The organism is Allobosea sp. R86505 (assembly GCF_042466375.1).
Classification (GTDB): Bacteria; Pseudomonadota; Alphaproteobacteria; order Rhizobiales; family Beijerinckiaceae; genus Allobosea.
Genome location: NZ_JAXHPY010000001.1, coordinates 1,711,458 through 1,730,896, shown reverse-complemented (window position 1 = coordinate 1,730,896; position 19,439 = coordinate 1,711,458). Strand labels below are relative to the sequence as shown.

General features: G+C 69.3%; 16 protein-coding genes. 8 read left to right on the top strand and 8 right to left on the bottom strand.

Going from position 1 to position 19,439, the window contains the following annotated elements:
• Window positions 1-7: 7 nt before the first annotated feature.
• From chlG to SJY11_RS08265, 3 genes are read right to left on the bottom strand one after another with little or no spacing between them, the layout of a single operon-like run.
• Window positions 8-934, bottom strand: coding sequence for a chlorophyll synthase ChlG (gene chlG, locus SJY11_RS08275; protein WP_376986120.1), 927 nt, complete (start codon window positions 932-934; stop codon window positions 8-10).
• On the bottom strand, window positions 931-4,698 hold the full coding sequence (locus tag SJY11_RS08270; protein WP_376986119.1) for a magnesium chelatase subunit H: 3,768 nt from the start codon (window positions 4,696-4,698) through the stop codon (window positions 931-933). The genes chlG and SJY11_RS08270 overlap by 4 nt, the downstream gene beginning before the upstream one ends.
• A gap of 1 nt (window position 4,699) precedes the next feature.
• Window positions 4,700-4,936, bottom strand: coding sequence for a hypothetical protein (locus tag SJY11_RS08265; RefSeq protein WP_376986118.1), 237 nt, complete (start codon window positions 4,934-4,936; stop codon window positions 4,700-4,702).
• A gap of 426 nt (window positions 4,937-5,362) precedes the next feature.
• Between SJY11_RS08265 and ppsR (SJY11_RS08260) the strand changes: the two genes are divergently transcribed.
• Entirely contained in the window at window positions 5,363-6,814 is a 1,452-nt protein-coding gene (gene ppsR, locus SJY11_RS08260; RefSeq protein ID WP_376986117.1) for a transcriptional regulator PpsR, read from the top strand.
• Between the two features lie 15 nt (window positions 6,815-6,829).
• Here the strand turns inward: ppsR (SJY11_RS08260) and SJY11_RS08255 are convergent, their stop codons facing one another.
• The 5 genes from SJY11_RS08255 to SJY11_RS08235 all read right to left on the bottom strand — a co-directional run bounded on the left by SJY11_RS08255 (window position 6,830) and on the right by SJY11_RS08235 (window position 12,195).
• Window positions 6,830-7,096 carry a hypothetical protein gene (locus tag SJY11_RS08255; RefSeq protein ID WP_376986116.1) on the bottom strand — a complete coding sequence of 89 codons (267 nt, stop codon included), beginning with the start codon at window positions 7,094-7,096 and terminating at the stop codon, window positions 6,830-6,832.
• Window positions 7,096-8,310, bottom strand: coding sequence for a geranylgeranyl diphosphate reductase (locus SJY11_RS08250; RefSeq protein ID WP_376986115.1), 1,215 nt, complete (start codon window positions 8,308-8,310; stop codon window positions 7,096-7,098). The genes SJY11_RS08255 and SJY11_RS08250 overlap by 1 nt, the downstream gene beginning before the upstream one ends.
• A 5-nt stretch (window positions 8,311-8,315) precedes the next feature.
• Window positions 8,316-9,653 (bottom strand): BCD family MFS transporter, encoded by a 1,338-nt coding sequence (locus SJY11_RS08245; RefSeq protein ID WP_376986113.1) that lies wholly within the window; start codon window positions 9,651-9,653, stop codon window positions 8,316-8,318.
• Window positions 9,654-9,827: 174 nt separating this feature from the next.
• Complete coding sequence (ppsR, locus tag SJY11_RS08240; protein WP_376986111.1) at window positions 9,828-11,282, bottom strand: transcriptional regulator PpsR; 1,455 nt, start codon at window positions 11,280-11,282, stop codon at window positions 9,828-9,830.
• Between the two features lie 73 nt (window positions 11,283-11,355).
• Window positions 11,356-12,195, bottom strand: a complete 840-nt coding sequence (locus tag SJY11_RS08235; RefSeq protein ID WP_376986110.1) for a cobalamin B12-binding domain-containing protein — start codon at window positions 12,193-12,195, stop codon at window positions 11,356-11,358.
• Between the two features lie 517 nt (window positions 12,196-12,712).
• Here SJY11_RS08235 and bchF point away from each other — a divergent pair.
• The 7 genes from bchF to SJY11_RS08200 all read left to right on the top strand — a co-directional run bounded on the left by bchF (window position 12,713) and on the right by SJY11_RS08200 (window position 19,434).
• Window positions 12,713-13,231 carry a 2-vinyl bacteriochlorophyllide hydratase gene (gene bchF / locus SJY11_RS08230; protein ID WP_326905863.1) on the top strand — a complete coding sequence of 173 codons (519 nt, stop codon included), beginning with the start codon at window positions 12,713-12,715 and terminating at the stop codon, window positions 13,229-13,231.
• Entirely contained in the window at window positions 13,228-14,517 is a 1,290-nt protein-coding gene (locus SJY11_RS08225) for a ferredoxin:protochlorophyllide reductase (ATP-dependent) subunit N (protein ID WP_376986109.1), read from the top strand. The genes bchF and SJY11_RS08225 overlap by 4 nt, the downstream gene beginning before the upstream one ends.
• A 2-nt stretch (window positions 14,518-14,519) precedes the next feature.
• Window positions 14,520-16,193 carry a ferredoxin:protochlorophyllide reductase (ATP-dependent) subunit B gene (gene bchB, locus SJY11_RS08220; RefSeq protein ID WP_376986108.1) on the top strand — a complete coding sequence of 558 codons (1,674 nt, stop codon included), beginning with the start codon at window positions 14,520-14,522 and terminating at the stop codon, window positions 16,191-16,193.
• Window positions 16,168-16,377 (top strand): hypothetical protein, encoded by a 210-nt coding sequence (locus SJY11_RS08215; RefSeq protein ID WP_376986106.1) that lies wholly within the window; start codon window positions 16,168-16,170, stop codon window positions 16,375-16,377. Before bchB ends, SJY11_RS08215 begins: the two co-directional genes overlap by 26 nt.
• 95 nt (window positions 16,378-16,472) lie before the next feature.
• A complete protein-coding gene (gene bchL / locus SJY11_RS08210) occupies window positions 16,473-17,303 on the top strand; it encodes a ferredoxin:protochlorophyllide reductase (ATP-dependent) iron-sulfur ATP-binding protein (protein WP_210171827.1) in 831 nt (276 codons plus the stop codon).
• Window positions 17,303-18,004: a magnesium protoporphyrin IX methyltransferase gene (bchM, locus tag SJY11_RS08205; protein ID WP_376986105.1), complete on the top strand. Its 702-nt coding sequence runs from the start codon at window positions 17,303-17,305 to the stop codon at window positions 18,002-18,004. Before bchL ends, bchM begins: the two co-directional genes overlap by 1 nt.
• Entirely contained in the window at window positions 18,001-19,434 is a 1,434-nt protein-coding gene (locus tag SJY11_RS08200; RefSeq protein ID WP_376986104.1) for a BCD family MFS transporter, read from the top strand. Before bchM ends, SJY11_RS08200 begins: the two co-directional genes overlap by 4 nt.
• Window positions 19,435-19,439: the final 5 nt, after the last annotated feature.

Genomic DNA, 19,439 nt, shown 5'->3' with positions numbered 1-19,439 from the left:
CAACGCCTCAAAAGCCCGCGGGCAGGCTGCGCACCGCGACCGCGCTCGCCATCATGCCGAAGACGAAGAGCGGCACGCCGAAGCCGCTGTAGAACAGCGCCTTGCCGACCGGATCGCGCAGGAAGCGGGCCATCAGCACGAGCTGCCCCGCCAGAAAGGCGCCGACCACGACAGCCTCGATCGGCCGCTGCCAGTGCAGCAGCAGCGCGATGACGACGAACTGCGGCGCGGCCATGATCGCGCAGGCGACGCGCGCCGCGCCCTGCGCCCCGAGCTGGACCGGCAGCGAGGCGATGCCCATCTGCCGGTCGCCCTCCATCGCCTTGAAGTCGTTGAGCGTCATGATGCCGTGGGCGCCGAGGCTGTAGAGCAGCCCCAGCGTCAGCACCGGCCAGGACGGGAGCGCGCCGCCGAGCATCACCGCAGCCCCCGTCACCCAGGCGAGCCCCTCATAGGAAAAGCCGCAAGCGGCGTTGCCGAGCCAGCCATTGCGCTTCAGCCGGAAGGGCGGCGCGCTGTAGGCCCAGGCCAGGAACAGGCCGAGGCAGGTTGCGATCAGCACCCAGGAGCCGAGCAGCGATGCCACCGCCAGCGACAGCCCGGTCCAGATCATCGCGATGTAAAGCCCCCAGCGCCCGGGAATCCGGCCCGAGGGGATCGGCCGGTGCGGCTCGTTGATCGCATCGACATCGCGATCATACCAATCGTTGATCGCCTGGCTCATCGCGCAGACCAGCGGGCCTGCGAGAACAATGCCCAACAGCGCGACGACGGGATTGTCAGCGATCGACACGCCCGACGACACCACGCCGCAGGCGAAGGCCCACATCGGAGGGAACCAGGTGATCGGCTTGAGCAGTTCGAGGACGGCCGATGGCGCGGGATAGGCCACGGGCCCCGTGCCGGGCCTGAACGTGGCGCCGGTCTCGCTCATGCCGCCGCCTCCATGCCGATGCCTTCGAGCCGGTCCTCCAACTCGTCGCCGGCCTGCTGCAGCGCCGCCAGCGTCGCCGCATCGGGCTGCCAATATTGGCGCTGCTGCGCCTCGATCAGCCGGTTGGCCAGCTTGGCGGAGGCCGTCGGATTGAGCGCCGCGAGCCGCTCGCGCATGGCGGGGTCGAGCAGATAGGTCTCGGTCAGCTTCTGGTAGACCCAGGGCTCGACCTGGCCCGTCGTCGCCGACCAGCCCATCGTGTTGGTGACATGGGTCTCGATCTGCCGCACGCCCTCATAGCCGTGCTTGAGCATGCCCTCGTACCATTTCGGATTTAGCATGCGGGTGCGCGTCTCCAGCGAGACCTGCTCGGAGAGCGTGCGCACCGTGCCCTCGCCGCGGGTCTGGTCGCCGATATAGACCGGTGTCGAGACACCGCCCCGCGCCCGCCGCACCGCCCGGCTGATGCCGCCCAGCGTGTCGAAGTAGTTGTCGACCGTGGTGACGCCGAGTTCGACCGAATCGAGATTCTGATAGGCGAGTTCGACGCCGCCGAGCACGCTCTTCAGGAGGTCGGGCTGCTGCACCGCCCGCCCGCCCCGGCCATAGGCGAAGCCCTTGCGGCGCGTATAGGTCTCGGCCAGTTCGTCCTCGTCCTGCCAGCGGCCGCTCTCGACGAGATTATTGACGTTGGAGCCATAGGCGCCCTCGGCATTGCCGAAGACCCGCAGCGACGCCGTCTCCAGATCGCAGCCATGCTCCGCCTGATAGTCCAGCGCGTGCTTGCGCACGAAGTTCCGCTCCGGCGGCTCGTCGGCTGATGCCGCGAGGAAGGCGGCTTCCGCCAGCAGCCTGATCTGCAGCGGCAGGAGATCGCGGAAGATGCCCGACAGCGACATCACCACGTCGATGCGCGGGCGCTGAAGTTGGTCCTGCGGGATCAGTTGCGCGCCGGCGAGCCGGCCATAGCCGTCGAAGCGCGGCGCGGCCCCCATCAGCGCCAGTGCCTGGGCGATCGGCGCGCCTTCCGTCTTGAGGTTGTCGGTGCCCCATAGCACCAGCGCGACGGTCTCGGGCAGCGGGTTGCCGTCCGCCAGATGTCGGTCGAGCAGCCGCGCGGCCTGCTTCGCACCATCCTGCACCGCATAGGCGCTGGGGATGCGGAACGGGTCGAACCCGTGCAGATTGCGCCCGGTCGGGAGCACGGCCGGCGTCCGCAGCAGGTCGCCTCCGGGTGCCGGGCGGATGAAGCGCCCGTCCAGCCCGCGCATCAGGCCCTGGATCTCATGATCCTCAGCCAGGAGCGCATCGGCGGCCGCCAATTCGGTCAGCATCGCCAGCATCGGGCCCTGCGGCTCGAGACCCTGCGCCTTCAGCGCCCGCTCGGGGCTCAGGCCCGAGACGAGATCGCCGATCAGCCCCCGGTCGGGCCGCTGGCCATGGCTCGATTCCGCCATCGCCAGCAGCATGTCGATGCGCTCTTCCAACGACAGCGGCTCGCCGACGACATGCAGCCCGTGCGGGATCAGCGTGTATTCCAATTCCAGCACCGTCTCGGTCAGCCGGGCGATGCGCGGCTGCAGCTCCTGTCGGCTCCAGGCCGGCTCGGCGGGCGCAAGATCGAGCGCGGCCGCCTGGGCCTGGACCAGCACAGCGAGTTCGTCCCGTTCGCGCATCTCGTCCGGCGCCAGGCCGCGCCAGCGGTCGAGCGAGCCCTTGAGTTCGATCAGCCCGCGATAGAGCCCGGCCGAAGCCACCGGCGGCGTCAGATAGCTGATCAGCGTCGCCGCCCCGCGCCGCTTGGCGATCGCGCCCTCGGAGGGGTTGTTCGAGGCGTAGAGATAGATGTTGGGCAGATCGCCGATCAGCCGGTCCGGCCAGCACTGGGCCGAAAGTCCGCTCTGCTTGCCGGGCATGAATTCGAGCGCGCCATGGGTGCCGAAATGCAGCACGGCATGGGCGCCGAAATCCTCGCGCATCCAGCGATAGAAGGCCGAGAAGGCATGCGTCGGCGCAAAGCCCTTCTCAAAGAGCAGGCGCATCGGGTCGCCCTCATAGCCGAAGCTCGGCTGGATGCCGACGAAGACATTCCCGAAGCGCTCGCCGAGCACGAAGATCGAGGAGCCGTCGCTCTGCTGGCGGCCGGGAGCCGGGCCCCACTGCGCCTCGATCTCGGAGAGCCAGCGCTCGCGCCGGATATGCTCGCCCGCGCCGATCCGGACATGCACATTCGCCATCGCGCCATAGCGCGAGGCATTGCCCTCGATGATCGCCTGGCGCAGCGCATCGACGCTGTCGGGAACCGCGACGCTGTAGCCCTCGGCCCGCATCGCCAGCAGCGTCCGGTGCAGCGATTCGAACACCGAGAGATAGGCCGCCGTGCCGGTGTTGCCGGCATTGGGCGGGAAATTGAACAGCACGATGCCGACCTTGCGTTCGGCCCGGGCCGAGCGCCGCAGCGCCACCAGCTTCTCGGTCCGTGCCGCCAGCACCTCGGCGCGCTCGGCGCAGACATGCATGTCGCGCTGGCCTTCGCTGGGCGGGAACTGGCAGGCGCGGCTGCAGCCGGTGCAGTGCCCGGCGTTTTCCGTGCGCCCGCCGAAGATGATCGGCCCGGTCGCGCCGTCGAGCTCGGGAATCGCGACCATGATGGTCGATTCGACCGGGAGGAGCCCGCGATCCGACGGGCCCCACTGGTCGAGCGTCTGGAACTCGGCCGGGTGCGCGGCGAGATAGGGCACGTCGAGCCGCGCCAGAACCTCCTGCGCGGCGTGTGAATCATTATAGGCCGGACCGCCGACGAGCGAGAAGCCGGTCAACGAGACCAGCGCGTCGATGACCGGGCGGCCGTTCCGGAAGAAGAAGGCGTCGATCGCCTCGCGCGCATCGAGCCCGGTCGCGAAGACCGGAAGGACGTTGAGACCGCGCGCCTCGAACGCCCGGATCACGCCGTCGTAATGGGCTGAATTCCCGGCGAGCACATAGGAGCGCAGGACGAGCAACCCGACCGTGCCCTTGGCCCCCGCTCCGATCGGCAAAGACTGCGCATCGGCGCTGACGCGGCCGGGCATGGCGGGGTGATAGACGCCGGTTTCGGGATAGGCGACCGGTTTGCCGACCTTCAGCGTGCCACGCAGCACGCGCCTTTCGCCGTCGGCATAGCGATCGACGAGGAAGCGCACGAGATTGGCGATGTTCTCTTCCGAGCCCGCGAGCCAGTATTGCAGCGTCAGGAAATAGGCGCGCACATCCTGTGCCGTGCCGGGGATGAAGCGCAGGATCTGCGGCAGCCGGCGCAGCATCTTCATCTGGCTGGCGCCGCCACCGGCCGCCTTGCCCTTGTTGCCGCGCAGCCGCTTGAGCAGCGCCATCGGGCCGCTCGACGGGCCGTCCATCTTGAAGCGGCCCAGCCGGGTCATTTTGGTGACCTCGCCGGCCGACATGATGCAGACCATGGCGTCGCAGGAATCCCGCCGCGCCTGCAGCGCCGGCAGCAACGGGAGGAAATGATCCTCCATGAACAGCATCGTGTTGATCACGATATCGGCGCCGGCAATCGCCTCTAGACAGCGAGCGAGCGTGCGCGGATCGGCAGACCATTCGGACGCCGCGTGGACGCTGAGTTCCAGGCCCGGCAGATCCCGCTTCAGCGACAGATGCGCCCGGGCCGTCGCGCTGGCGACATGGGTATCCATGGTGACGATGACGACGCGGATCCGCGTCGCAGCGCCGCCAGGGACCTCGGCCCGGGAAGGGGCGGCCATGTCACAGCCCCTTCATCGGCAGGGCCTCGGCCGGATCGCCGTCGCGGCCGCGCGCTCCGCTGGTCGCCGGCGACATGCGCCATCCCAGCAGTCGGCGGGTCGGACAGGCATGGAGCGCGTCGTAGAGCGGCTCGCGGGCCGGGGCGGATCGCACAGCCGCTGACGGGCGGGAGGGAGAGAGCTTCGCATTCGAACCGCGTCGCGACGCGGGCTGGGTCAGTTCTGCGTGAAACGTCATCGGCGACGCCTCCTGCCGACGCCGTCAACCGGGTGGCGGTTGCGCTCGTGGCCAACCAAGGCTCGCTCCGCGGAAGCGACATGTCAAGTTTGATTGACGCTTTTAGATCGATGATTTGTATATTTCACTTTACATCGTTTCGATGTGCGCTACCGTTCTGGAAACGGAACAGACGTGCGGATGACAGTCTCCGGCACCGCGTGGAAGGCGCGCGCCGGCATCCCTCACGATCGAGCCATCCGACGCGGACCGCTTGGCTGCGGTTCTCATATCCGTCCCGGGTGGAGTGTCAGGATCATGCCGACCTTGCCGGATGCCGTTCGCGACTCGGCGGGTGGCTCGCAGGTCTCCTGCATCGCTCCGGTCCAGGGACATCGCAGATGACGACGGTGCCGGTCTCGTCCGGTTCCGATGCAGCTCACACACATGCAGGCCGTCAACACGGAACGGGCCTTCGTCGCCATGTCTTCTGCTCCGCCCCGGGACCAGACTGCGCAACCACAGGCCGCCGGCTGGCCCGGCGGTCTGTCGGCCTTCGTGCGGGAGATCATCGCATCGGCAGCCGACGTCGCGCTGCTGCTCGATCCCGCCGGCGTGATCGTCGCGGCGATCGGCGACGGCGAAGCCTGGGTCGGCCGCAGCTTCCCCGATGTGGTCTCGCCCGACAGCAGGGCCAAGGCGGCGGGTCTGGTCGGCGACGATCCGGCGTCCGAAACGGCAGCCAGCGAGATCAACCACCCGGGCCCCGACGGCACGCAGCGGTCGTTTCGCTACCACCGCGTGAGCGACGGCGGCAGCGGCCTGCGCTGCCTGATCGGGCGCGACCTCTTCCGCGTCGCCGCCCTCCAGAACCGGCTCCTGGAAGCCCAGCAGGCAATGGAGCGCGAATATGCCCGGCTGCGGCTGTCCGAGACGCGCTACCGAATCATCTTCCACTCCTCCCCCGAGCCGATCCTGATCGCAGACGCCGCGAGCCTGAGACTGATCGAGGCCAATCCCGCCGCGCTGGCCGAACTCGACCTGCAGCCGGACCGCCTCGGCCGGATCACGCTGCCCTCCCTGTTCTCCCCGATGAGCGGCGATGCGCTGGAAACCATGCTCGCCTCGGCGCGCCATTCCGGCGTCGCGGGAGAGGTCGAGGTGTCGCGGCCCGGCACCGCGCGCAAGACCGCAATCCGCGCCATCGCCTTTCGCCAGGACAACGCGATGCATCTGCTGGTGCGTCTGCGCCCGCCCGAGACGGATGCGGTCGCGCTCGGCGCGGACGCCTCGCTGCGACATGTCCATGGGATGGTCGAGCAGACACCCGACGGCTGCGTCATCATGAGCCCCGAGCGCATCGTCCTGCATGCCAACCGGGCCTTTCTCGAACTGGCGCAGCTGGCCTCGCGCCACCAGGCGATCGGCGAGCCGCTGGACCGCTGGCTCGGGCGGCCCGGCATCGATCTGCCGCTGATCCAGGGCACGCTCAGCGATCACGGCGTCATCCGGAACTTCCCCACGATCGTGCGCGGTGCCTTCGGCGGCGTCGAGGCGGTCGAGTTGTCGGCGGTCACGGCCTGGGCCGGTGATTCCGGCTCGATCGGGCTGATCATCCGAAGCAAGGGCGCGCAGGCCGCCTCGCCCCAGCAGCGCGGCCCCGCCCTGCCCCGCTCGGTCGAGCAGTTGGCGCAACTCGTCGGCAATGTGCCGCTGAAGGACATCGTGCGCGAGACGAGCGACGTCATCGAACGACTCTGCATCGAGTCGGCGCTGGATCTGAGCCGGAACAACCGCGCCGCCTCGGCGCAGATGCTCGGCCTCAGCCGCCAGAGCTTCTATGCCAAGCTGCGTCGCCACGGCCTCGGCGATCTCGCCGACCAGGACGAACAGCTCTGAGCCGCGCGCGAAGCCTCAGCCGGCCGCGGAACCGCGCCGCAGCCTGAGCACGAGATCGGCCACATGGGCGAGGCCACCGAAGCTCAGCGCCGCCAGCGTCAGACGCGGATCGGCTCCGGCGAGGCCGGTGCGCAACGCCAGCAGCAGGCCGAGCCCCGACAGAACGGTCGGCAGCAGCGCCAGGCTCCCGCCCCGCCGCCGGGCGAGCGCGATCAGCACCAGCTCGACCACGATCACCGCCAGCGCCAGATCGACGACGCTTCCGAGCGGGAAGCCGGCCATCAGCGCGCCATGCCCAGCAAATGGCTGAGATCGTTGAAGAACACGCGAACGTGGGCCATGAACTTGCCGCGCACGAGCTGCTTGTTCATGTAGGATTCCCAGGTCAGCTTCTGGACGTCGGGATTGCGGCAGAGCTTGACGAACTGCTCGCGGCGCCGGTCGCTGCGGTACCAGATCCGCTGCATCAGGCCGAGAATCCAGAACACCCGGCCGTGATCGGCCATGAAGCGCTTGCGGGCCGTGGACAACGCGCGCGCATCGCCGGTCTTCAGCGCGAGCTGGACGGCCTCGCCCGCCAGCCGCCCGCCCAGCATGGCGTAGTAGATGCCTTCGCCCGAGGCGGGCGCGACGACGCCGGCCGCATCCCCGGCCAGCAGCACGTCGCGGCCATTGTCCCATTTCCGCAGCGGCTTCATCGGGATCGGCGCGCCCTCGCGCCGGATCGTCTCGGCGCCCTCGAGGCCCGCCTCGCGCCGCAGCACGCCGACGGCATCTTTCAGCGAGAAGCCCTTGTGCGCGCTGCCGGTTCCGATGCTCGCCGTCTCGCCATGGGGGAAGATCCAGCCGTAGAAGTCCGGCGAGATCCGCCCCTGATAGACGACGTCGCAGCGCTTCGCGTCATAGCCGGTGCCGGCCTGGGGCGGCACGCGGACGATCTCGTGATAGGCGAAGACGAAGGGCGGCCGCTTGCTGCCGGGCATCGCGGCGCGGGCCAGGGGGGAATTGGCGCCGTCCGCGCCGATCACCATCCGCGCCCGCAGGCTCAGCGGCGCCTCGCCCTCCCGGGGCCGCAGATGCAGCCGCGCCGTCCCGTCGGGATCGCGCTCGAAGCGTTCGAAGGTCCCGGTGATGCGCCGGGCGCCGGAGAGGGCGGCGCGCTCGCGCAGCCACTCGTCGAAGGGCTCGCGATCGACCATGCCGACATAGCCGTCGTCGATGGGCATATCGACGCTGGTCTGCGACGGCGCGACCATGCGGGCACAGGCGATGCGCGCGACGATCTGCGACGGCGGGATGGCGAAGTCGCGGATGGCGCGGGGCGGGATTGCGCCGCCGCAGGGCTTGATCCGCCCGGCCCGGTCGATCAGCACGACGCTGTGTCCCGCACAGGCCAGATCATGGGCCGCGGTCGCACCCGCCGGTCCGCCGCCGATGACGGCGACGTCATAAGTCATCTCCGGATCGTCACGCAGAGGCGGCAGGGCCTGGTTCATCGCGTTCACCCTGGGTTGGGAAGGAGCAGTCCGTCCGTGTCTTTCCGCGCGCGGCGGTCGCGCTCGGTCGCCTGCCGTGCCACGGCCAGCGCGAGCCCCGCCGCCACCACGAAGAGCAGCGCCTCGGCGGCGAAGACGGCGGCATAGGCCGCCGCCGGCGTGGCGGCGAGGTGCCGCGCGAGGTCGGTCGCAGCCGCGCCGCACAGCCCGCCGAGCCCGAAGGCGACGCCTTGCGCCGCGCCCCACAGGCCCATGCGGACGCCCTGCCGCTCTGGCTTGCCCTGGCCGACCAGGCGCATCATCGAGCCGATCGCCGCGACCGCATAGGCGCCGTTGGCGAGGCCGAGCGCGAACACCGTCGCGCGCAGCGGGAAATCCGTGCCCGCGAAGGCGGACATCGCGAGGCCGGTCAGCGCCAGCGCCGAGGCGAGGCAGCCGCCGACCGCCCAGAGGCGCAGGGAGCCCGCGCGCGAGCCCCCCAGTGTCGTCACCACCGCGACCAGCACCATGCCGGCGAGGACACCGCCGTTCTGGACCCCGGCGAGCCTTGTGCTCTCGCCCGGCGTGAAGCCGAAGACAGTGCCCGCGAAGGGTTCGAGGATGAGATCCTGCGCGCTGTAGGCGATCATCGAGACGAAGATGAAGATGGCGAAGAGCCGGGCCTGCGGCTCGTCCCAGACCTCGCGCAGCGCCACGCGGAAGCTCGTGTCGACGGGCGCGGTCCTGTCGGGAACGGCGGCGGCGCCCTCGCCCTCGACGCCGCGGACCGCCAGCACCGTGATCGCCAGCGCCAGCGCGCTGACGACGCCGGACACGGCCACCAGGCGCCCCGTCGAGAACGGGTCGAGCACATGGCCGACGAGCCCCGCGGTCACGATGAAGCCCGCGATCATCATCACCCAGACGACGGTCGCCGCCGCCGGGCGCCTCGCATCGGCGACCCGGCGCGAGAGCAGGATCAGCAGGCAGGTTCCGCTCGCGCCGACGCCCATGCCGATCGCCGCGAAAGACGCCGCCGCGAGCAGGACGCCGAGCCAGAAGGCGGTCTCCATCAAAGCCGTCGCCGCCGCGGCGCCGAAGCCGCCGAGCGCCAGCACCGCCATGCCGCCGGTGATCCAGGGGGTCAGCCGCCCGCCGACATCGGAGCCATGGCCCCAGCGCGGCCGCAGGATCTGCACCGCGTAATGCAGCGCGACGAGCAGGCCCGGAAGAATGGCGGGAAGCGCCAGCTCCACCACCATGACCCGGTTGATGGTCGATGTGGTCAGCACGACGATCGCGCCGATCGCGGTCTGGACCAGCCCGAGGCGCATGATGCCGAGCCAACCCAGCGGCGCCGTCATCGCTCGGCTCCGTGGGGCAGCCCGGCCGGGCGAGGGCCGCTGGCCTGCCGACAATCCGGGGAGGATGGATGAAACCGCGTCATGACGGGAGGCTAGGCGCAGCCCCACAGATCGTCAATCAAAACTGACAGATCGAAGCTCGATATGTGTCAGATTTTTTGGACAGTCCAGCGATCAATTCAGATCGCTGCCGTCACCGTCGCCATCGTCGAGATCGCCCAGGCCGTGGCGGCGCAGCTTCGCGTAGAAGCTCTGCCGGCTGAGGCCGAGCATGTTCGCGGCGGAGGCGCGGTTGTCCTTGCTCAGTTCCAGCGCCGCCTCGATGCAGAGCTTCTCGATGACGTCGGTGGTCTCGCGCACGAGTTCGCGCAGCGACACCCGCCCGACCAGATCCGTCAAATCCTCGACGGAACGGGGGAGCAGCCGACCGCGCTGCCCGGCCATCGCGTTGCGAACGCCGAGGCTGCGGATGACGAAGCCGTAGGACGGGCTGCTGCCGCTCAGCGCGGGAACGGCGGAGAGCTCGACCTCCTCGACCGTCCCGAACTGGCCGCGCATGATCGTGTTGAAGTTGCGCACGACGCCGTGTTCCGTCAGCGTCACCATGAGGAGCTGCAGGTCGATCCCGGGCCGGCCGAGCCAGCGGTCGAGCGGCTCGCCGAGCGCCTGATGCTTGCTCGAAAGCTGGGCGAGATCGAGGAAGGCCCGGTTGGCCTCGAGCACCTTCAAATCCGGGCTGATCACGACGAACCCGTCGGGCAACTGCTCCAGCACGCCAAGGATTCGGCTCTCGGCGGCGGCAGTGGCCGTGCTCGCATCGGTGAGCGGCGTCAGCCGGATCAACAGATAGGCCGCGTTGTCCTGGCGGAAGGACGAGGCCATGGCCCGGAAGCGCTTTGCCCCCGAGGCGAGTGCGATTTCCGTCTCGTCGGCACGCCCGGTGGCCTGCACGGCCCGCAGCATCCCCTGCAGGGCTTCGCCGCTCTGTGGCGCGAGGCCGGCCAGGATCGAGGTGTTGGCGAGCTTTTCGACCGGCAGTTCGAGCTGCTGCTGCGCGGCGGGATTGGCCTCGACCACGCGGTACTGCGCCGCCTCGACGATCACGACGGGCTCGGAGGTGAGGTGAAACAGCATGCGATAGCGGGTTTCCGCCATCCGGAGCCGCGCATATTCGCGCTCCATCGCCTGCTGCGCCTCGACCAGCTGCTGCTGGAGATTGGCGAGGTTGCGCAGGTCGCGCCCCAGCGCGACGATCGTGCCATCCGCACCGACCTGCATCGCCGAATAGCGGACAGGCACATCGACGCCACCCTCCGTCGGGTGGTTCAGCTCGCGGAACTGGATGGTGGTCTCGCTTCCGGCATTCTCGATCAGGTTGAGGACCTTCGGCCGGCTTTCGAGAGAGACGATATCGGTCCAGTTGCGGCCGATCCAGTCCCGATGCCCCTCGCGCCGCAGATCCTCCGTCCCGAGCGAGACGTCGCGGATGACGCCGTCGCGGTCCATGACGAGGGCGATGTCGCAGGCTGCGGTGATCAGGCTCCCCGCCACTTCGGGCGCAAGCCGCCCGAGCCATCCCGACTGACCCTTGAAACCGAGCGTAGGAGCCTGGGGAGCGAAGACGTTCATCACGACGAGTACCCGGGTCCTGCCTGTGAGGGGCGGTGGAACGGCCTTGAGCAGATAATGGTGTACCCGATCTTCAACAAGACATCTTTTTCGTCTCGAGCATCCAATCGACACGATTGACGGCTTCCGCTGCGTCGCGCGCGCCGAAATCGGCCCCCAGCGAAACGGCAAGATCCGGATCGGACACGAACAGGTTCCCGCCGAGCATGACCTTGACGGACGGGTTCAGCGAGGCCGTGCGAACCGCCTTGACCACGGCGGCCACGCCGGCCGCCGACACCTCGCCACTGGCCGACAAGCCCACCAGGTCGAACCATTCGGTCCGGACATGCTCGATCAGGATCGGCTTCGACGGCAGGAATTCGGACTGCACATGCCAGCCGGCCCGGCGGAAGAACTCCTCGACCACCGCGAGTCCGAAGGTGTGCTGCTCGCCAGGCACGACGGCGAGCAGCACCCGCCCGCGCTCCACGAGTGGGGTGGGACTGACCTCGAAAGCCGGTCCATAGACCCGCAGCAATTGCTGCAGCCGCGACAGCCCGACGGTGACGTCGACGAAGGTGCAGCGGTCCTGCTCCCACAGCACGCCGAGATGGCGCGCCGTCGCCGAGAGAACGCTCGTGATCACGGCCTCCGCCGAGAGGCCGCGGTCACGCAGCCCGTCGAGATGCGCGCGCGCCGCGCTCAAGGGCTTGTGCACGATCATGTCGGCGAAGGCGGCGACGTCGGCATCCGAGATCGCGATCGGCCCCTCGGCCTCCACCGTCGGCCTCACCGCGCCCGGCCCGCGATGCGCGAGCATCAGGCGCGGGATGATCTCCGTCTCGATCGTGCGGGCGAGGTCGGAGCGCAGCCCCGGCTCGGGCCCGACCGCATCGAGGGGGCACCAGTCGACGCCCGGCAGATCGGGCAATCCGATTTTGTCTTCGGCATACGGCGTTCGCGCAGCCAGGAATCCGCGTCCCGAGTCAGGCATGAGGTCACCTCCCTCAGGCAACCGTCCGATCCAGCCAGGAACTCTGATGGTCCTGTTACGTAGTGGCCGCACCGCGGCCGACGGTCTGGAAGGCAGTTCCTTTGACCTATGTCAAAGAGTGAAGCACGACCTCCGCCGCTCCGCAATCGTGAAATTACTATCGCTCGAATGAATAAGCGCGGGAATTCAGTTGTAAAAACAACGAAGAGACCAGCAAAACCAAGCTGATCGACGTCCCGCACCGCAAGGTTGAGACTAGCGCGCCTGCGCGCTCGGCGCCACTCACGAAGCGGCGATTGCACCCTAGCCCGCCCGCCGGCACGTGTCCAATAGAAATGACAATGTCGCTCGATAAAGTGTCATGATGAGTTGACACCCGGATAAGCAGGCGCCAATCTCACAGCCATCGACGCCGCGGCTATCCGCCGACGGCGCAGCGGACCGGAGACGTCCGATGCCAGTTCGGGGCAGGAAACACAGCGCCACACCGCTCTACACGCCCGAGCAGCGCATGCGCCGCGACGCGTCGTCCTGGACCCTGGTTCAGGGCATCCTCGCCCCCCTGCAGTTCCTCGTCTTTCTGGTCAGCCTGGCGCTCGTGCTGCGCTATCTCGCCACCGGCGCGGGCTATGACGCGGCGAACCTGTCGATCATCCTCAAGACCCTGGTGCTCTACACCATCATGGTGACGGGGGCCCTCTGGGAGCGGGACGTCTTCGGCGTCTATCTCTTCGCGCCCGCCTTCTTCTGGGAGGACGCGGTCAGCTTCGTCGTGATCGCGCTGCACACGGCCTATCTCGTCGCCATCGTCACGGGATGGCTGACGCCGACAGAACAGATGCTGATCGCGCTCGCCGCCTACGCCACCTATGTCGTCAACGCCGCCCAGTTCCTGTTGAAGCTGCGCGCGGCCCGCCTGCAGGCGGCGGCCGCCCCCGGCGCGCTCGACGACCGGCTGGAGCTCGCATCATGAACGCGCCGCTCCTCGCCACGCCGGTTCCCGCCTCGGGCTGCGACGCCCCGCCGATCCTGCGCGAGCGCGGCCAGCGGGAGGTCTTCTGCGGCCTGACCGGGATCATGTGGCTGCACCGCAAGATCCAGGACGCCTTCTTCCTGATCGTCGGCTCGCGCACCTGCGCCCATCTGATGCAGTCGGCCGCCGGCGTGATGATCTTCGCCGAGCCGCGCTTCGCCACGGCGATCATCGAGGAGAAGGATCTCGCCGGTCTGGCCGACGCCAATGCCGAGCTCGACGCCGTCGTCGAGCGGCTGCTGGCGAGGCGGCCCGAAATCCGGATGCTCTTCCTGGTCGGCTCCTGCCCCTCCGAAGTGATCAAGCTCGATCTGTCGCGGGCGGCATTGCGGCTCGGCCAGCGCTTCACGCCGCAGGTCCGGGTGCTCAGCTATTCCGGCAGCGGCATCGAGACGACCTTCACCCAGGGCGAGGACGCCTGCCTGACTGCGCTCGTGCCGACCCTGCCGGCCGAACCCGCGGGCGCTGAGGCCTCGCTCCTGATCGTCGGCGTTCTGGCCGATGCGGTCGAGGACCAGTTCCGCCGACTCTTCGCCGCGATGGGCATCACCCGCCTCGCCTTCCTCCCCGCCCGTCGCGCCGCCGACATGCCGGCCGTCGGTGCGAACACCCGCTATCTGCTGGTCCAGCCCTTCCTGGGCGAGACGGCGCGCATGCTGGAAAACCGCGGCGCGACGCGGCTCGCCGCCCCCTTCCCGCTCGGCGCCGAAGGCACCACCGCCTGGCTGCGGGCAGCAGCCGACGCCTTCGGCGTTGCGGACGACGTCTTCGAGGCCGCCATCGCCGCCCCGCGCGAGCGCGCCGACAAGGCGCTGCAGCATTCGCGCCGGGCGTTGCGCGGCCGGCGGATCTTCTTCTTCCCCGACAGCCAGCTCGAGATCCCGATCGCCCGCTTCCTCGCCCGCGAACTGGAGATGGAGCTGGTCGAGGTCGGCACGCCCTACCTCCACAAGGAGCATCTCGCGGCGGACCTCGCACTGTTGCCGGCCGGCGTGCAGCTCAGCGAGGGCCAGGACGTCGACCGCCAGCTCGACCGCTGCCTGGCCGCGGCGCCCGACATCACGGTCTGCGGGCTCGGCCTCGCCAATCCGCTGGAGGCGCGGGGCCTGACGACGAAATGGGCGATCGAGCTCGTCTTCACCCCGATTCAGGGCTTCGAACAGGCCGGCGATCTCGCCGAGCTGTTCGCGCGGCCGCTGAACCGACGCGCGGCGCTGGAGGTGTAGCCATGCAGCTCACCGTCTGGACCTATGAAGGCCCCCCGCATGTCGGCGCGATGCGGATCGCGACCGCGATGACCGACGTGCATTACGTCCTGCATGCCCCCCAGGGCGACACCTATGCCGACCTGCTCTTCACCATGATCGAGCGGCGCGGTCAGCGCCCGCCCGTGACCTACACCACCTTCCAGGCGCGCGATCTCGGCGGCGACACGGCCGATCTGTTCCAGCGCGCCGCCCATGACACCTATGAGCGCTTCAAGCCGGCCGCCATGCTGGTCGGCGCCTCCTGCACCGGCGAGTTGATCCAGGACGATCCGGCCGGTCTGGCGCGCGCGCTCGGGCTGCCGATCCCGGTGATCCCGCTCGAGCTGCCCTCCTATCAGCGCAAGGAGAACTGGGGCGCGGCCGAGACCTTCTACCAGCTCGTGCGCACGCTGGCGGGCCCGCATATGCCGACCCCGGGCACCGCCCGCCCCGCCCGCGCGCCCGGCGAGCCGGCCCGCTGCAACATCCTCGGCGCCACCGCGCTCGGCTTCCGCCATCGCGACGACGTCCGCGCCGTCAAGGATCTGCTGGCGCGGCTTGGCGTCGAAGTGAATGTCGTCGCCCCCTGGCAGGCCGGCGCGGCCGACATCGCCCGGCTCGGCCAGGCCGATTTCAACGTCGTGCTCTATCCCGAAATCGCGGGGCTCGCCGCGCAATGGCTCAAGCGCGCCTTCGGCCAGCCGACCATCGCCACCGTGCCGATCGGCGTCGGCGCCACCCGCGACTTCATCACCGAGGTCGCCCGCCTCGCCGGCGTCGACGCCACCGCGGTCCTCGCCGACGAGACCTCGCGCCTACCCTGGTATTCGCGCTCGGTCGATTCGACCTACCTCACAGCCAAGCGCGTCTTCGTCTTCGGCGACGCGACGCACGCCATCGCCGCAGCCCGCATCGCCAGCGAGGAGCTCGGCTTCAAGGTCGTGGGCCTGGGCACCTATTCCCGCGAACGCGCCCGCGACGTCCGCGAGGCGGCCGGCCGGCTCGGGCTCGAGGCCCTGATCACCGAGGATTATCTCGAGGTCGAGGCGGCCTGCGCCGAGCTCCAGCCCGAGCTCGTGCTCGGCACGCAGATGGAACGCCACATCGCCAAGCGCTTGGGCATCCCCTGCGCAGTGATCTCGGCGCCGGTCCATGTCCAGGATTTCCCGGCGCGCTACTCGCCGCAGATGGGCTTCGAGGGCGCCAACGTCATCTTCGATTCCTGGGTCCATCCGCTGATGATGGGCCTCGAGGAACACCTGCTCGGCATGTTCCGCGACGATTTCGAGTTCCACGACGGCGCCGGCTCCTCGCATCTCGGACATGGGGCCAAGCCTGTCATTCCGGGACGGCGCGAAGCGCCGAACCCGGAACCCACGACCGGGCTCAACGCGGATGGCCGACAAGACGACAGGGCTCACCCCGACGTGGCTTCCGGGCTCGGCCCTGATGGGCCGCCCCGGAATGACAGCGGGACAGCCGACAGGCCGATCGTCCTCAGCTGGGCGCCCGATGCCGAACTCGAACTGAAGAAGATCCCGTTCTTCGTGCGCGGCAAGGCTCGGCGGAACACCGAGAAATTCGCAGGCGAACGCGGGATCAGCCCGATCACGGTGGAGACACTCTACGATGCCAAAGCCCATTTCGGCCGCTGATTTCGTCCCCACCATGCTGGCGATGGTCATGCTCGACCGCCGCCGCGCCCTGATGGGAGACGGCTGCGAATCCGCCGGCGACAGCCGCGCGGAGAGCGACGCAGCCGGCCCCGCGCCCCGACGCGCCGGCAGCCGGCGCCGGCGCAACCGCCGCGCCGAATGCGGCAGCGAGGCCACGCCATGACCGTCCTGTTCCAGCATCCGGGCCTCAAGGCCGACTACCGCGCCAAGACGCCCCCGCCTCCGGGCGAGGATGGCGAGGGCTCGGTCCAGGTCCAGATGGACCAGCTCATGGCCTGCGAGAGCGCCAAGGTCTTCGCCGTCTACGGCAAGGGCGGCATCGGCAAGTCGACGACCTCGTCCAACCTCTCCGTCGCGTTCTCGCGCATGGGCAAGCGGGTCCTGCAGATCGGCTGCGACCCCAAGCACGATTCCACCTTCACCCTGACCAAGAAGCTGATGCCGACCGTCATCGACGTGCTCGAGACGGTGAACTTCCACTCGGAGGAGCTGCGCGTCGAGGATTTCTGCTTCGAGGGTTATAATGGCGTCATGTGCATCGAGGCCGGCGGGCCGCCGGCCGGCACCGGCTGCGGCGGCTATGTCGTCGGCCAGACGGTGAAGCTGCTCAAGGAGCACCATCTGCTCGAGGACACCGACGTGGTGATCTTCGACGTGCTCGGCGACGTCGTCTGCGGCGGGTTCGCGGCGCCCCTCCAGCATGCCGAGCGGGCCGTCATCGTCACCGCCAACGACTTCGATTCGATCTTCGCGATGAACCGCATCGTCGCCGCCATCAAGGCCAAGTCGAAGAACTACGAGGTCCGCGTCGGCGGTGTCATCGCCAACCGTTCCGCCGGCACCGACGAGATCGACCGCTTCAACGCCGCCACCGGCCTGAAGCGCCTCGCCCACTTCCCCGATCTCGACGCCATCCGCCGCTCGCGGCTGAAGAAGGCGACGCTGTTCGAGATGGGCGACGCGCCCGAGGTCCTCGCCGTCCAGCGCGAATACATGAACCTCGCCGAGCAGCTCTGGGCCGGCGGGCCGGCACTCGATGCCCGCCCGATGAAGGATCGCGAGATCTTCGATTTCCTGGGGTACGAGTGATGGCAGACGCCAATTACCTCCAGCGTCGCAGCGAGTTGCAGACCTATTTCGACCGGACCGCGGTCGATGCCTGGGCGCGGCTGACGACGGACGCCCCCGTCAGCGGCATCCGCGCCACGGTGCGCGCCGGCCGCGACGCCATGCGCGCCAAGCTCCTCGCCTGGCTGCCTCAGGACATCCGCGGCGCCCGCATTCTCGACGCCGGCTGCGGCACCGGGGCGCTCGCCGTCGAATGCGCCCTGCGTGGCGCCCATGTCACCGCCATCGACCTCTCGCCGACGCTGGTCGCGCTGGCGCAGGACCGCAGCCCGCGCCAGCTCTGTGGCGGCTCGATCAGCTTCCGCACCGGCGACATGCTCGACCCGGCGCTCGGACGCTTCGACCATGTCGTCGCGATGGACTCGCTGATTCACTACAAGGCCGCCGACATCGTGGCCGCACTGGCCCGGCTGGCCGAGCGGACCAGCGGCTCCATGCTGGTCACCCATGCACCGCGCACACCCGCGCTGACGCTGATGCACTGGGCCGGCCTCGCCTTCCCGCGGGCCGACCGCGCGCCCGCGATCGAACCTGTCAGCACCCGCAGCCTCGCCACGGCCATCGCCGGTGAGCGCAACCTCTCGCCCTGGCGCGTCGGCCGCAGCGAGCGCGTCTCCAGCGCCTTCTACAAGTCCCAGGCCCTGGAGCTCGTCGCCCGATGAACCCGGTCTCGGCCGCCTTCGTAAAGGGTCTGACGCGGATCGGTCCGCGCTGGCTTCCCTTTGCCGATGCGGCCTCGCCGGAACTTCCCCTCGGCCGGATTCTGCGCCTCTCGCTTTTCCAGGTTTCGGTGGGGATGGCGACCGTCCTGCTGGTCGGCACGCTCAACCGGGTCATGATCGTCGAGTTGAACGTGCCCGCGACGCTCGTGGCGGCGATGGTCTGCCTGCCATTCCTGTTTGCCCCCTTGCGGGCGCTGATCGGCTACAAATCCGACACGCACCGCTCCGTGCTGGGTTGGCGGCGCGTGCCCTATGTCTGGTTCGGCTCGCTGCTGCAGTTTGGCGGGCTGGCGATCATGCCCTTCGCGCTTCTGGTTCTGTCCGGCGGCGGCGTCGGCCCGGTGATCTACGGCCAGATCGGCGCGGCACTGGCCTTCCTCCTCGTCGGCGCCGGGCTCCACACCACGCAGACCGCGGGGCTCGCACTCGCCACCGACCTCGCCACGCCCGCGACGCGGGCCCGCGTCGTCGCATTGCTCTATGTCACCTTGCTGGTCGGCATGGTCGCGAGCGGGGTGATCTTCGCGTGGCTGCTCACGGATTTTTCCCCGGTGCGCCTGATCCAGGTGATCCAGGGCGCCGCTGTCGCGACCATGGTGCTCAACGTCGTCGCGCTATGGAAGCAGGAAGCCCGCAATCCGGCCCGGACCGCCGCCGATATCGAGCGCCCGGCCTTCCGCACACTGTTCGGGCAGTTTATCGCGCGGCCGCGCGCGGCGCGCTTCCTCGTGGCGGTCGCGCTCGGCACGGCCGCCTTCAACATGCAGGACATCATCCTCGAGCCCTATGGCGCGCAGGTGCTGAAGCTCAGCGTCAGCGGCACGACGGTGCTGACCGCGCTGCTCGCGACCGGCGCGCTGGCGGCCTTCGCGCTCGCCGCCCGCACGTTGGCGGCTGGCGTGGATCCCTACCGCCTGGCCGGGCTTGGCCTCGTCTCGGGTCTCGTCGCCTTCCCGAGCGTGATCTTCGCCGGCGCGATCGACGCACCCGATCTGTTCCGCTGCGGCACGGTCCTGATCGGCTTCGGCGGCGGACTGTTTGCGGTGAGCACCCTGACGATCGCGATGGAACTCGAAGAGGGCGTCGACCACGGCCTCGCCGTTGGCATCTGGGGCGCGGTCCAGGCAAGCTCCGCCGGGATCGCGATTGCGCTCGGCGGTGGCATCAAGGACGGCGTCGAGGCGCTGGTCGGAGCCCGGGCGCTCGGTCCCGGCCTGTCGGATCCCTCGGTCGCCTACAGTGCCGTCTACCATCTCGAGGTCGCGCTCCTGTTTGCCACCCTCGTCGCCATCGGTCCGCTGGTGCGCAGTGCCGCAGCTGTGCGTCCGGTCCCATCAACCCGTTTCGGCCTCGCGGAATTTCCAGGCTGACCGGA

Coding starts and splice junctions, on each gene's coding strand:
- chlG (WP_376986120.1), bottom strand. CDS start 934: ATGAGCGAGACCGGCGCCACGTTCAGGCCCGGCACGGGGCCCGTGGCC.
- SJY11_RS08270 (WP_376986119.1), bottom strand. CDS start 4,698: ATGGCCGCCCCTTCCCGGGCCGAGGTCCCTGGCGGCGCTGCGACGCGG.
- SJY11_RS08265 (WP_376986118.1), bottom strand. CDS start 4,936: ATGACGTTTCACGCAGAACTGACCCAGCCCGCGTCGCGACGCGGTTCG.
- ppsR (WP_376986117.1), top strand. CDS start 5,363: ATGCAGGCCGTCAACACGGAACGGGCCTTCGTCGCCATGTCTTCTGCT.
- SJY11_RS08255 (WP_376986116.1), bottom strand. CDS start 7,096: ATGGCCGGCTTCCCGCTCGGAAGCGTCGTCGATCTGGCGCTGGCGGTG.
- SJY11_RS08250 (WP_376986115.1), bottom strand. CDS start 8,310: ATGAACCAGGCCCTGCCGCCTCTGCGTGACGATCCGGAGATGACTTAT.
- SJY11_RS08245 (WP_376986113.1), bottom strand. CDS start 9,653: ATGACGGCGCCGCTGGGTTGGCTCGGCATCATGCGCCTCGGGCTGGTC.
- ppsR (WP_376986111.1), bottom strand. CDS start 11,282: ATGAACGTCTTCGCTCCCCAGGCTCCTACGCTCGGTTTCAAGGGTCAG.
- bchF (WP_326905863.1), top strand. CDS start 12,713: ATGCCAGTTCGGGGCAGGAAACACAGCGCCACACCGCTCTACACGCCC.
- SJY11_RS08225 (WP_376986109.1), top strand. CDS start 13,228: ATGAACGCGCCGCTCCTCGCCACGCCGGTTCCCGCCTCGGGCTGCGAC.
- bchB (WP_376986108.1), top strand. CDS start 14,520: ATGCAGCTCACCGTCTGGACCTATGAAGGCCCCCCGCATGTCGGCGCG.
- SJY11_RS08215 (WP_376986106.1), top strand. CDS start 16,168: ATGCCAAAGCCCATTTCGGCCGCTGATTTCGTCCCCACCATGCTGGCG.
- bchL (WP_210171827.1), top strand. CDS start 16,473: ATGGACCAGCTCATGGCCTGCGAGAGCGCCAAGGTCTTCGCCGTCTAC.
- bchM (WP_376986105.1), top strand. CDS start 17,303: ATGGCAGACGCCAATTACCTCCAGCGTCGCAGCGAGTTGCAGACCTAT.
- SJY11_RS08200 (WP_376986104.1), top strand. CDS start 18,001: ATGAACCCGGTCTCGGCCGCCTTCGTAAAGGGTCTGACGCGGATCGGT.